The organism is Amycolatopsis sp., from assembly GCF_025464955.1.
In the GTDB taxonomy this organism is placed as follows: domain Bacteria; phylum Actinomycetota; class Actinomycetes; order Mycobacteriales; family Pseudonocardiaceae; genus Amycolatopsis.
Map to the genome: position 1 here is coordinate 1 of NZ_JAODNM010000174.1, position 12,115 is coordinate 12,115.

General features: G+C 68.9%; 10 protein-coding genes. 8 read left to right on the plus strand and 2 right to left on the minus strand.

Going from position 1 to position 12,115, the window contains the following annotated elements:
* Positions 1-15: 15 nt before the first annotated feature.
* From tkt to JWQ81_RS43850, 8 genes are all read left to right on the plus strand, one after another.
* On the plus strand, positions 16-2,124 hold the full coding sequence (gene tkt, locus JWQ81_RS43815; RefSeq protein WP_297551594.1) for a transketolase: 2,109 nt from the start codon (positions 16-18) through the stop codon (positions 2,122-2,124).
* 54 nt (positions 2,125-2,178) lie between these two features.
* Complete coding sequence (gene tal, locus JWQ81_RS43820; RefSeq protein ID WP_297551553.1) at positions 2,179-3,291, plus strand: transaldolase; 1,113 nt, start codon at positions 2,179-2,181, stop codon at positions 3,289-3,291.
* 8 nt (positions 3,292-3,299) lie between these two features.
* Positions 3,300-4,919 carry a glucose-6-phosphate isomerase gene (locus JWQ81_RS43825; RefSeq protein ID WP_297551554.1) on the plus strand — a complete coding sequence of 540 codons (1,620 nt, stop codon included), beginning with the start codon at positions 3,300-3,302 and terminating at the stop codon, positions 4,917-4,919.
* Complete coding sequence (zwf, locus tag JWQ81_RS43830; protein ID WP_297551555.1) at positions 4,916-6,445, plus strand: glucose-6-phosphate dehydrogenase; 1,530 nt, start codon at positions 4,916-4,918, stop codon at positions 6,443-6,445. Before JWQ81_RS43825 ends, zwf begins: the two co-directional genes overlap by 4 nt.
* Positions 6,442-7,500 (plus strand): glucose-6-phosphate dehydrogenase assembly protein OpcA, encoded by a 1,059-nt coding sequence (gene opcA, locus JWQ81_RS43835; RefSeq protein WP_297551556.1) that lies wholly within the window; start codon positions 6,442-6,444, stop codon positions 7,498-7,500. The genes zwf and opcA overlap by 4 nt, the downstream gene beginning before the upstream one ends.
* Entirely contained in the window at positions 7,497-8,240 is a 744-nt protein-coding gene (gene pgl / locus JWQ81_RS43840) for a 6-phosphogluconolactonase (protein WP_297551557.1), read from the plus strand. The genes opcA and pgl overlap by 4 nt, the downstream gene beginning before the upstream one ends.
* A 123-nt stretch (positions 8,241-8,363) precedes the next feature.
* The gene (gene mptB / locus JWQ81_RS43845; RefSeq protein ID WP_297551595.1) at positions 8,364-9,962 is read left to right on the plus strand and encodes a polyprenol phosphomannose-dependent alpha 1,6 mannosyltransferase MptB; all 1,599 of its coding nucleotides are present in this window, start codon (positions 8,364-8,366) and stop codon (positions 9,960-9,962) included.
* 151 nt (positions 9,963-10,113) lie between these two features.
* Complete coding sequence (locus JWQ81_RS43850) at positions 10,114-11,316, plus strand: histidine kinase (RefSeq protein ID WP_297551558.1); 1,203 nt, start codon at positions 10,114-10,116, stop codon at positions 11,314-11,316.
* 145 nt (positions 11,317-11,461) lie between these two features.
* On the opposite strand, the gene JWQ81_RS43855 is transcribed toward JWQ81_RS43850, so the two are convergent.
* Both JWQ81_RS43855 and secG read right to left on the minus strand, forming a co-directional pair.
* On the minus strand, positions 11,462-11,803 hold the full coding sequence (locus JWQ81_RS43855; protein WP_297551559.1) for an RNA polymerase-binding protein RbpA: 342 nt from the start codon (positions 11,801-11,803) through the stop codon (positions 11,462-11,464).
* Between the two features lie 55 nt (positions 11,804-11,858).
* Complete coding sequence (gene secG, locus JWQ81_RS43860; protein ID WP_297551560.1) at positions 11,859-12,089, minus strand: preprotein translocase subunit SecG; 231 nt, start codon at positions 12,087-12,089, stop codon at positions 11,859-11,861.
* Positions 12,090-12,115: the final 26 nt, after the last annotated feature.

Consider the following 12,115-nt stretch of genomic DNA (forward strand, 5'->3'; position numbering starts at 1 on the left):
ACCGCACGTGCCGGCTTGCGGCACCGGGATCCGTCATTGGCGCGGCCGCTGGCGGGGCGGCCCGGGTGGCAAGACGTCGACGTGCGCGCGGTGGACACCGCCCGGTTGCTCGCCGCGGACGCCGTCCAGAAGGCGGGCAATGGCCATCCCGGGACGGCGATGAGCCTGGCACCGCTGGCATACCTGCTGTTCCAGAACGTGATGGTCCATGATCCTGCCGATGACCAGTGGCTTGGCCGGGACCGGTTCGTGCTGTCGGCCGGGCATACCTGCCTGACCCTCTACATCCAGCTGTTCCTGTCCGGGTATGGGCTGGAGATAGCGGACCTGGCGGCACTGCGCACATGGGGCTCGAAGACGCCTGGGCACCCGGAGTACCGCCACACCCGTGGGGTGGAGATCACTACGGGCCCCCTCGGCCAGGGTCTGGGCGCTGCCGTCGGGATGGCCATGGCCGCGCGGCGGGAACGCGGGCTCCTGGACCCGGAGGCGCCGCCGGGTGAGAGCCCATTCGACCACCATGTCTACGTCATCGCCTCGGACGGCGACATGATGGAGGGCGTCTCGAGCGAGGCAAGTTCACTGGCCGGCCATCAGCAGCTGGGCAGCCTGATCGTCTTCTACGATCAGAACCACATTTCCATCGAGGACGACACCGACGTCTCGTTCAGCGAGGATGTCGCCACCCGCTACGCCGCCTATGGCTGGCATGTCCAGAGCGTGAGCTGGCGTCGCCGGGACGGGTACGTCGAGGACGTGAATGCGGTTCTTGACGCTGTTACCGCGGCCAGGCAGGAGACCGGCCGCCCGTCGATAATCGTGCTCAACACCATCATCGGCTGGCCGGCACCCACCAAGCGGGACACCGGCAAGGCCCATGGCGCTGCCCTCGGCGCGGACGAGGTCGCGGCCACGAAAACGCTGCTCGGTTTCGACCCGGCGCAATCCTTCACCGTGGAGGAGCCAGTACTGCGGCACGCCCGCGAGATCGCCGACCGGGGCCGCGCCGCGCACGCAGCCTGGCAGCCCCGCTACCAGGCCTGGCGATCAGGCAACCCGGACCGGGCCGCCTTGCTGGACCGGCTCCAGGCCCAGCGGCTGCCAGACGGCTGGACCGGCGCCCTGCCCGGCTTCGAACCCGACCCGAAGGGGATGGCGACCCGCAAGGCAAGCGGCATGGTCCTGTCCGCACTGGCGCCGGTATTGCCTGAGCTTTGGGGCGGGTCGGCGGATCTGGCCGAGAGCAACAACACCACCATGGACGGCGCGGACTCATTTATCCCGCCGGGCCGGCAGACAAAGGAATGGCACGGGGGTTTCTACGGGCGGACGCTGCACTTCGGCATCCGCGAGCACGCCATGGGCTCGATCCTCAACGGGATCGCGCTGCACGGCGGCACCCGCCCGTACGGCGCGACGTTCCTGATCTTCTCCGACTACATGCGCCCGCCGGTCCGGCTGGCCGCGCTGATGAAGGCGCCGGTCATCTACGTCTGGACGCACGACTCCATCGGTCTCGGCGAGGACGGCCCGACGCATCAGCCGATCGAGCAGCTCTCCGCGCTGCGCGCGATCCCGGGCCTCAACGTCGTCCGCCCGGCGGACGCCAACGAGACCGCGGCCGCGTGGAAGGCCTCCCTGGAGGACATCCACCACCCGTCCGGACTCGCACTGAGCCGGCAGAACCTGCCAATCCTCGAGGGCACCAGCACCGAGGGTGTCGCCAAGGGCGGTTATGTCCTGTCCGATAGCGAGGGAACTCCCGATGTCGTCCTGATCGGCACCGGCTCGGAGCTCCACCTCGCCGTGAACGCGAAGAAGACCCTCGAAGAGTCCGGCGTCAAGGTCCGCGTCGTCTCCATGCCCTGTGTCGAGTGGTTCGACGCGCAGGACGCCGAGTACCGCGAGTCCGTGATCCCCGCCGGGGTCAAGGCGCGCGTCTCGGTCGAGGCCGGCATCGCGCAGTCGTGGCACAAGATCACCGGTGATGCCGGCGAGAACGTGTCGATCGAACACTTCGGTGCCTCGGCCGACGCCGGGACGCTGTTCCGCGAGTTCGGTTTCACCGCCGAAGCCGTCGTAGACGCCGCTCGCCGCTCAATCGCCAAAACCCAGAACGCTTGAGCCCTCTTAACCACAGGGCGAATCCATTACCCACGAACAGGGGATGACGAAATCATGACCACCGATCGCCTCGGCCAGCTTTCCGAAGCCGGCATCTCGATCTGGCTCGACGACCTGTCCAGGCAGCGCCTGGTCAGCGGAAACCTTGCCGCGCTCATCCGCGACAAGCACGTCGTCGGCGTCACCACGAACCCGACCATCTTCGCGAACGCCCTCTCCAATGGCGAAGCGTACGACGAGCAGGTCCGCGAGCTCGCCGCCCGCGGTGCCGACCTCGACGCCGTCGTCCGCGAGCTGACCACGTCCGACGTGCGCAACGCCGCGGACCTGTTCCGCGACGTCTACAACGCCTCGAACGGCGTCGACGGCCGCGTGTCGATCGAGGTCGACCCGCGCCTGGCCAAGGACACCGACAGGACCGTCGCGGAAGCCCAGGACCTCTGGAAGACCGTTGACCGGCCCAACGTGCTGATCAAGATCCCGGCCACCGAAGAGGGCATCCCCGCGATCACCCGCGTGCTCGCCGAGGGCATCAGCGTCAACGTCACGCTGATCTTCTCGATCGAGCGCTACCGCGCGGTCATCGAGGCTTTCTTCGCCGGTCTCGAGCAGGCCAAGGCCAACGGCCACAACCTCGCGGGCATCCACTCGGTCGCGTCGTTCTTCGTGTCCCGTGTGGACAGTGAGATCGACAAGCGCCTCGACGCCATCGGCTCCGACGAGGCCAAGGCCCTCAAGGGCAAGGCCGCCATCGCCAACGCCGTCCTCGCGTACTCGCTGTTCGAGAACCTCACCGGCACCGACCGCTGGGCCGCGCTCGCCGCCGACGGCGCCAACGCGCAGCGTCCGCTGTGGGCCTCGACCGGCGTCAAGGACCCGGCCTACTCCGACACCCAGTACGTCGACCAGCTCGTCGTCGCGGACGTCGTGAACACCATGCCGGAGAAGACGATGGACGCCGTCGCCGACCACGGTGAGATCACCGGCGACACCGTCACCGGCAGGGGCGCGCAGGCGCAGGAGGTCTTCGACCAGCTGACCGCCGTCGGCATCGACATCGACGACGTCTTCGTCGTCCTCGAGACCGAGGGCGTCGAGAAGTTCGAGAAGTCGTGGAGCGACCTCCTCGAATCCGTCACCGGCCAGCTCGACAAGGCGAAGGGCTGAATCGACCTATGTCAGGAGCAGGAATCGGCGTCGACATCGTCGACGCCGAACTGAACAGCAAGTCCGCGGCGCTGCTGAGCAAACTTGTCGAAGACAAGGTCGCTTCGAAACTCGCCGCGCAGGACCCCACGCTTTGGGGCCCTGACGCCGAATCCGAGGCGTCGATCCGGTTGTCCTGGACGACGCTGCACAAGACCTCGCGCTCGCTGATCGGCGAGATCGAGACCCTGCGGGCGGAACTGTCCGCCGAGGGTGTCGACCGCGTGGTGCTGGCCGGGATGGGCGGCTCCTCGCTCGCCCCCGAGGTCATCACCGGCACCGACGGCGTCGCACTCGTGGTGCTCGACACCACCGACCCCGGGCAGGTGGCCGACGCGCTCGCCGGCGACCTGTCCCGCACGGTGCTCGTCGTGTCGTCGAAGTCGGGCGGCACCGCCGAGACCGACAGCCACCGCCGCATCTTCGCCAAGGCGTTCGCCGAGGCCGGGATCGACGGTGCCAGCCGGATCGTGGTCGTCACCGACCCCGGTTCGCCGTTCTCGAAGCTCTCGGAGACCGAGGGCTACCGCAAGACGTTCCTCGCGGACCCGAACGTCGGCGGCCGCTACTCGGCGCTGACCGCGTTCGGTCTCGTGCCGGCCGGGCTCGCCGGGGCGGACATCGCCCGGCTGCTCGACTCCGCCGCCGGTGCCGCCGAAGCACTCGGCGCCGACTCCGCGGACAACCCGGCGCTGCGCCTCGCCGCCGCGCTGGGCGCCGCGCACACCGCGGGTGCCGAGAAGGTCGTCCTCGCGGACACCGGTTCGGGGATCAAGGGCTTCGCCGACTGGGCCGAGCAGCTCATCGCCGAGTCCACCGGCAAGCTCGGCACCGGCCTGCTGCCGGTCGCCGTCGAGAGCTCGGACGCTCCCGGTTTCGCCGACGCGAAGTCCGACGCCACCCCGGTGGCCATCGGACCGGTCGCCGGTGCCGCCAAGATCGCCACCTCCGGCGGCCTCGGCGGGCAGATGCTGCTCTGGGAGTTCGCCACCGCGATCGCCGGGCGGCTGCTGGAGATCAACCCGTTCGACCAGCCCGACGTCGAGTCCGCGAAGGCCGCCACGCGCGCCCTGCTGGACAACCCCGACGCACTCAAGGGCGGCGAGAAGCCGTCCGGTGTGGACGGTCACGTCGAGTTCTACCCGGCTGACGGAGTTTCAGGCGAGGGCAGCCTGGTGGACGTGCTCCGCGCGTTCATCGCTTCGGCTCCCGAGCACGGTTACCTCGCGGTGCAGGCGTACCTCGACAGGCTCGACGACGCGTCGACAGCGTTGCTGCGCCAGGAGTTCGCGAAGAAGACCGGCCTGCAGACCACGTTCGGCTGGGGCCCGCGCTTCCTGCACTCCACCGGGCAGTACCACAAGGGCGGCCACCAGAACGGCGTCTTCCTGCAGATCAGCGGGGCAGTCGAAAACGACATCGACGTCCCGGACCGCCCGTACACGCTGGGCGTCCTGCAGCACGCACAGGCGCTCGGCGACGGTCAGGTGCTCCACGAGCACGGCCGTCCCGTTCTGCGTCTGCACCTCACCGACCGGGCCGCCGGCCTGGCCGAGCTCGTTCGCGCTGTGCAGGAGGTAGGCGAGTGACCGGCGCCTGGAACAACCCGTTGCGGGACCCCCGCGACAAGCGCCTGCCCCGGATCGCCGGGCCATCCAGCCTGGTGATCTTCGGTGTGACCGGCGACCTGGCCCGCAAGAAGCTGATGCCGGCCATCTACGACCTCGCGAACCGCGGGCTGCTGCCGGCGGGCTTCTCGCTCGTCGGGTTCGCCCGCCGCGACTGGGAGCACGAGGACTTCGGCGAGCTGGTGCACGACGCCGTCAAGGAGCACGCGCGGACCCCGTTCAAGGAGTCGGTGTGGAACCGGCTGGCTGAAGGCATCCGGTTCGTGCAGGGCACCTTCGACGACGACGACGCGTTCGACAGGCTCGCGCAGACGGTCAAGGACCTCGACCACGAGCGGGGAACCGGTGGCAACACCGCGTTCTACCTCTCGATCCCGCCGGGCGCGTTCCCCGTAGTGACCAAGCAGCTGGCTCGCTCCGGGCTCGCGAACGCCGACGCCGACACCTGGCGCCGCGTGGTCATCGAGAAGCCGTTCGGGCACGACCTGAAGAGCGCCAAGGAGCTCAACGGGATCGTCAACTCCGTCTTCCCCGAGGCGTCGGTGTTCCGCATCGACCACTACCTCGGTAAAGAGACGGTGCAGAACATCCTGGCGCTGCGCTTCGCCAACCAGATGTTCGAGCCGATCTGGAACGCCAACTACGTGGACCACGTGCAGATCACCATGGCCGAGGACATCGGTCTCGGCGGCCGCGCGGGGTACTACGACGGCATCGGTGCCGCTCGCGACGTCATCCAGAACCACCTGCTGCAGCTGCTCGCCTTCACCGCGATGGAGGAGCCCGGCTCGTTCTCGCCGCGCGCGCTCCGCTCGGAGAAGATCAAGGTACTGGCCGCGACCAAGCCGGTCTACCCGCTGGAGGAGACCACTTCGCGTGGTCAGTACACCGGCGGCTGGCAGGGCGGTTCGAAGGTGCCCGGCCTGCTCCAGGAAGGTGGCTTCGCGAAGGACTCGAAGACCGAGACCTACGCCGCCGTCACCGTCGAGGTGCAGAACCGCCGCTGGGCCGGGGTGCCGTTCTACCTGCGCACCGGCAAGCGGCTCGGCCGTCGTGTCACCGAGATCGCCGTGGTGTTCAAGCGCGCGCCGCACCTCCCGTTCGACTCGACGTCGACCGAGGAGCTGGGCCAGAACGCGCTGGTGATCCGCGTCCAGCCGGACGAGGGCATCACGATGCGCTTCGGGTCCAAGGTGCCCGGCAACACCATGGAGGTCCGCGACGTCACGATGGACTTCGGTTACGGGCACGCGTTCACCGAGTCCTCCCCCGAGGCGTACGAGCGGCTCATCCTCGACGTCCTGCTCGGCGAGCCCTCGTTGTTCCCGGTGAACGACGAAGTCGAGCTTTCCTGGGAAATCCTGGACCCGGTGCTGGAGCACTGGGCGAAACATGGCACCCCCGAGACCTACGCACCGGGTACCTGGGGCCCACCGTCCGCGGACGAGCTTCTCGCCCGCAGCGGCCGGAACTGGAGGCGACCGTGATCATCGACCTGCCCTCGACCACCACTTCGGCGGTCAACCACAAGCTGGTCGAACTGCGGGCCCGCGGCGGGGCCGTGGCGCTCGGCCGGGTACTGACCCTGGTGATCGCGGCCGACGACGACGAAAAGCTCGAAGAGGCCATCGACGCGGCCAACGAAGCCAGCAGGCAGCACCCGTCCCGGGTGATCGTCGTGGCGAAGGGCGCCCGCACGGCCGCCCCGCGGATCGACGGCCAGATCCGCATCGGCGGCGACGCCGGCGCGAGCGAGGTCATCGTGCTGCGGCTCTACGGTCCACTGGCCAGCCAGGGGCAGAGCGCCGTCGTCCCGCTGCTGCTGCCGGACGCGCCGATCGTCACCTGGTGGCCCGGCGTCGGCCCGAAGTCGCCGGCCACGGACCCGCTCGGTGAGCTGGCCCAGCGCCGGATCACCGACTCGGCCGCGGAGAAGAGCCCGGTCAAGGCGCTCACCGGACGCAGCAAGACCTACGTCGAAGGCGACAGCGACCTGGCGTGGACCCGGCTGACGCACTGGCGTGCCCAGCTCGTCTCCGCGCTGGACCTGCCGCCGTACGACAAGGTCACCTCCGCGACGGTCACCGGCGAGGCCGACTCACCGTCGACCGAGCTGCTCGCGGGCTGGCTGGCCGAGTACCTGAAGGTGCCGGTCAAGCGGGTCAAGAGCTCGGGTGCCCAAGGCATCATCTCGGTGTCGATGGAACGCCGGTCCGGGGCGATCTACCTGCACCGGCCGGACGGCCGGGTGGGCACGCTCACCCAGCCGGGCCAGCCGACGCGGCGTATCGCGCTGCAGCGCCGGGACAACAAGGACTGCCTGATCGAGGAACTGCGCCGGCTGGATCCGGACGAGGTCTACGAGGCGGCGCTGAACGGGCTGTCGAAGATCGGCACCGGGGTACCGCCCAAGGCTGCCCCCGAGTCGAAGCCCGCCGCTGCCGCGAAGGCTCCGGCGGCCAAGGCCGAAGCGAAAGCCGCGCCTGCTGCGAAGAGCAAGGCACCCGCCAAAGCCAAGGTGACGGAGAAGAGCAGTTCATGAGCAAGACCGAGGTCGTCGTCTACGCCAATCCGGACCTGCTCGCCGCCGCCGCTGCCGCGCGGCTGGTGACCAGGCTGGTGGACGTGCAGTCGGCGAAGGGATCCGCGTCGCTGGTGCTCACCGGTGGTGGCACCGGCGTCGCGGTCCTCGAACAGTTGCGCGACTCCCCCGCGAGGGACGCCGTCGACTGGTCTCGGCTCGACATCTACTGGGGTGACGAGCGGTTCGTCCCGGCGGACAGCGACGAGCGCAACGAGAAGGCGGCACGCGAAGCGCTGCTGGACCACGTGCCGGTGGACCCGGAGCGAGTGCACGTGATGGCCGCTTCGGACGGCGAGTTCGGTGACGACGTCGACGCGGCGGCCGCGGCTTATGCCGAGGTGGTGGCGAAATACGCGCCGACGTTCGACATCACCCTGCTCGGGCTGGGTGGCGAAGGGCACACCGCGTCGGTGTTCCCCGAGTCGCCCGCGGTCTACGAGACCGTGCGGACGGTGGTGTCGGTGCGCGACTGCCCGAAGCCGCCGCCCACCCGGATTTCACTGACCCTGCCGACCATCCGCCGTTCTCACGACGTCTGGTTGATGACAGCGGGCGAAGCGAAGGCCGAAGCCGTCTCGCTGGCCCTCGCCGGTGCCGGCGAAGTCCAGCTCCCGGTCGCCGGTGCCCGCGGCCAGCGCCGCACGCTCTGGCTACTGGACCGCTCCGCCGCCGGCAAACTCACCAAGGTCCACGCCTAGCCGCACTGGCGAACAGGCGATCCAGGGACGCCTGTTCGCCAGTGTGGGCGGTTCTCGCACGGCGCTCGGCGGCGTTCGCTACCGTTCCTTCCCGTGACCGTCAGCGAACCCAGCACTCGACCGATCACCCGGTCGCCGGTGCGGTTGGACTTCGCGGAACCGCTGGACGCCGGGGAGCGGCACGCACTCGGCGTGGTCCGGCGGCTGGGCACGGTCGGCGCGCTGTTCCTGGCGATCGGTTCGCTCGGGGCCGGGGCCGCGCCGGTACTGAACCCGGTGCAGACCCTCCCGGTGCTGCGGCTGTTCGTCCGCATCCCCACCGTCTCCCTCGCCGTCGCGTTCGCCGGGATGGCGATGCTGGTCATCGGCTGGCTGATGCTGGGCCGGTTCGCCCGGCCCGGACGCCCTCGGCTGGCCAGCAACCGGCAGATGAGCCGCACGCTGATGATGTGGCTGACGCCGTTGCTCGTCATCCCGCCGCTGTTCTCCCGCGACGTCTACGCCTACCTCGCGCAGAGCGAGATCGTGCACCGCGGACTCGACCCGTACTCCCTCGGCCCGGCGCAGGCGCTCGGGGTTGGTGACCCACTCACCATGGGCGTGTCCAGCATGTGGCGGGACACGTCGCCGCCCTACGGCCCGCTGTACCTGAGGGTCGGCGGCTGGCTGGCCGGCATCTCCGGTGACCACATCGCGGTCGGCGTCCTCCTGCACCGGGTGCTCGCGCTGGCCGGAGTGGCGCTGATGGTCTGGGCGATGCCGAGGCTGGCCCGGCGGTTCGGCGTGCAGCCGGTCACCGCGCTGTGGCTCGGCGCGCTCAACCCGCTCGTGCTGTTCCATCTGGTCGCGGGCGCGCACAACGACGCACTGGGGATCGGGCTGATGATGGCGGGGCTCGAACTCGGCCTCCGGCGCCTGCCGATCCGCGTCAAGGGCGACACCCCGCCGCCACTGGCGCAGGGCGAGCTGCTGTTCATCGCGCTCGGGACGTCGGTGATCACAATCGGCGTCGCGGTGAAGCTCTACGCGATCTTGGCGCTGCCCTTCTTCACCGTGATGGTGGCCAGGCGCTGGCACGGCAAACTGATCGACCTGTTTCGTGCGGGCGCGGCGATGTTCGCGGTGTTTGCCGTGGTACTGGTCGCGGCCTGCCTCGGCTCCGGCCTCGGGTTCGGCTGGCTGAGCAACCTCGGCACGCCCGGACTGGTCCGCGCCTGGATCTCACCGATCGCCGAGCTCGCCAACGTCGGCGGTGTCCTCGGGATCGCGCTCGGCCTCGGAAACCACACCGACGCGCTGGTGCCCATCATCGGCACGCTCGGCTACGTGCTGGCCGCCGCGATCACGGCGAAGTTCCTCTGGGACAGCTTCAAGTGGCGCTACCGGCCGATCATCGGGCTCGGGGTCTCGCTCGGCGCGGTGATGGTCCTGCAGATCGCGCTGCAGCCGTGGTACCTGCTGTGGGCGGTCGTGCCGCTCGCGGCGGCGGCCGGGACGTCCCGATTTCGCGTCGCGGCGACGGTGATCAGTGCCGTGCTCGCGTTCGTCGACTTCCCCAATGGCGGCACCTACGGCGACCATGCGTACGTCGTCCCGCAGGCGTACGTAGCCGGGGGAATTGTCGTCGCACTCGCCCTGGTCGTCGTCCGACTGTCCGCGCCGACACTCCTCCGCCGCCCGGAGCGCCAGACGCCGGTCACTCTCGAGGTCTTCGAAACGTGAACCTGTCACTCGATCTGGTGACGCTGGGTGAAACTAACCGCCTTCTCACAGCTGTTCGTTAGCATCCGCACATTTGTTTGGCTCCACGCGTCCCGTTCGGGTGGCTCGGCACTCTCCTGTGCAAGTCCACAAGACGAGTGAGGTCCAAGCGATGAGCACAGAGGGACTCTCCATTCCAGGCATATCGGTCGGCAGTCCGGGCACCGGCGCGGCTGATCGAGCGCGGCGGATGGCCGCGTTCAGGTCTTTCCCACTGTTCCAACGACCCGCACTGCAGTCACTGGCCCTCGACGCGGCCGCGCTCATGCTGGCGGTGCTCGACGTCTGGCTGGTCATCCCGACCAAGGCCCAGCCGTACTCGATCTACCTCTCCGGCATCGCCTGCGGCGCGATCCTCTTCCGGCGGAAGCTCCCGTTCATCGCCGTCCTGGTCGCCGTCCCCGGCTTCTTCGCCGGCTGGTCCCAGCTCGCGGCCATGATCACGCTCAGCATGCTCGCCACCCGCAAGCAGCTGCACTGGCAGACCTGGACCGGCGCCGTGCTCGTCTGGATCTGCCGATTCGTCCAGTGGCCGTTCAGCGAGTTCACCGCATTGAGCTGGCGCGAGCACTTCCTCGACGGCATCTATGGAGTCCTGGTGGCCGGCATGCCGGTGGCGCTGGGGCTGCTGATCGGCGCTCGCACCGAACTCTCGGCGAAACTCGCCGAGCTGGCAGCGAGCCGCGACCGCGAACACCGGTTCCACGCCGACGCCGTGCGAGCCGAGGAACGGGCGCGGTTGGCGCGGGAGATGCACGACGTCGTGTCTCACCAGATCACTCTCATCGCCATGCAGGCGGGGGCGCTCCAAGCTTCTTCGACCGACCCGCAGGCCCTGCAGACCGCACGGGTCATCCGGCAGCTGAGCACTCGAACACTGGAAGAACTCCGGTCACTGGTGAGCGTGCTGCGCTCCGGCTCGGAGGACGACGGCCCCAGCCACGGCATCGGGGAGCTCGACGTGCTCATCCGGGCCTCTGACGTGCCCGTGCACCTCAGTGTCGAACAACTTCCGGAGACACTCCCCAAGCAGGTGTCCGCGGCCGCTTACCGGACCGTTCAGGAGTGCCTGACGAACGTCCACAAGCACGCCCCGGGCGCTGCCGCGACGGTGCGCATCCACCACGACCGCGACGGCCTCCGCGTGGAGGTCCGCAATGAACGCTCCGGGCAGTCGGTGAGCGGCCTACCCTCGGGCGGCCACGGGCTGACCGGGCTGGCCGAACGCGCCCGTCTGCTGGGCGGCAGTTTCGAAACGAAGGACACCGAGGACGGCGGCTTCCGCGTACGCGCCCGCTACCCCCTCGACCACTGACTCTCCCCTGCGTCCCCCAACCCTCAGGGGCACCTTCCGCCGAAGGTGCCCCTGAGGGCTTTTCGGGACACACAAAACGACTCGGGGGACCCCTGTACGAATGATTCGTACAGGGGTCCCCCGAGTCGGATGAAACGGTGAAGCTCTAGATCTCCCGGCGCTCACGGAGACGCTGGAGTGCCTCGGCGAGGATCGCTTCGCCATCAGCGTCACTCCGGCGTTCCTTCACATAAGCCAGGTGAGTCTTGTACGGCTCGGTGCGCGGAGCGGCGGGAGGGTTTTTCTCGTCCTGCCCTCCCGGGAGACCGCAGCGAGGACAATCCCATTCGACCGGGATCTCCGCTTCCTTCGCGAAGGAAGGCTGTGCCTCGTGCCCGTTCGCACACCAATAGGAAATCCGGTTGCGGGGAGCGGACTCGCCGCGCTCCGACTCACCGATAGGACCGGCACCGACTCTGGTGCCACGAATCGCGTTACCGCCAACCATGAACCCTCACACCTAAGGAATCGGCGGCGCGCCCCCCATAGGCACGCCGAAACACTTAAACCTTGAGCAGGAGCCCAAGGCCGACGATGCTGATCAACCAGACCGCACCCAGGAGCAGGGTGATCCGGTCGAGGTTCTTCTCGGCCACGCTGGAGCCGGACAGGCTGGATGCCATGCCGCCACCGAACAGCGACGAAAGACCGCCCCCGCGTCCTCGGTGCAGCAGGACGGCTATCACCAGCAGCGTGCTGGTGGCGATCAACAGGATTTGCAGGAACAGCTTCATCTCATCCTCGCTGTGTGACGGGCCGA

What these genes read in the sequence shown, in the direction of transcription:
- tal (WP_297551553.1), top strand. Translation starts at nt 2,179, where the DNA reads ATGACCACCGATCGCCTCGGCCAGCTTTCCGAAGCCGGCATCTCGATC.
- JWQ81_RS43825 (WP_297551554.1), top strand. Translation starts at nt 3,300, where the DNA reads ATGTCAGGAGCAGGAATCGGCGTCGACATCGTCGACGCCGAACTGAAC.
- pgl (WP_297551557.1), top strand. Translation starts at nt 7,497, where the DNA reads ATGAGCAAGACCGAGGTCGTCGTCTACGCCAATCCGGACCTGCTCGCC.
- JWQ81_RS43850 (WP_297551558.1), top strand. Translation starts at nt 10,114, where the DNA reads ATGAGCACAGAGGGACTCTCCATTCCAGGCATATCGGTCGGCAGTCCG.
- JWQ81_RS43855 (WP_297551559.1), bottom strand. Translation starts at nt 11,803, where the DNA reads ATGGTTGGCGGTAACGCGATTCGTGGCACCAGAGTCGGTGCCGGTCCT.
- secG (WP_297551560.1), bottom strand. Translation starts at nt 12,089, where the DNA reads ATGAAGCTGTTCCTGCAAATCCTGTTGATCGCCACCAGCACGCTGCTG.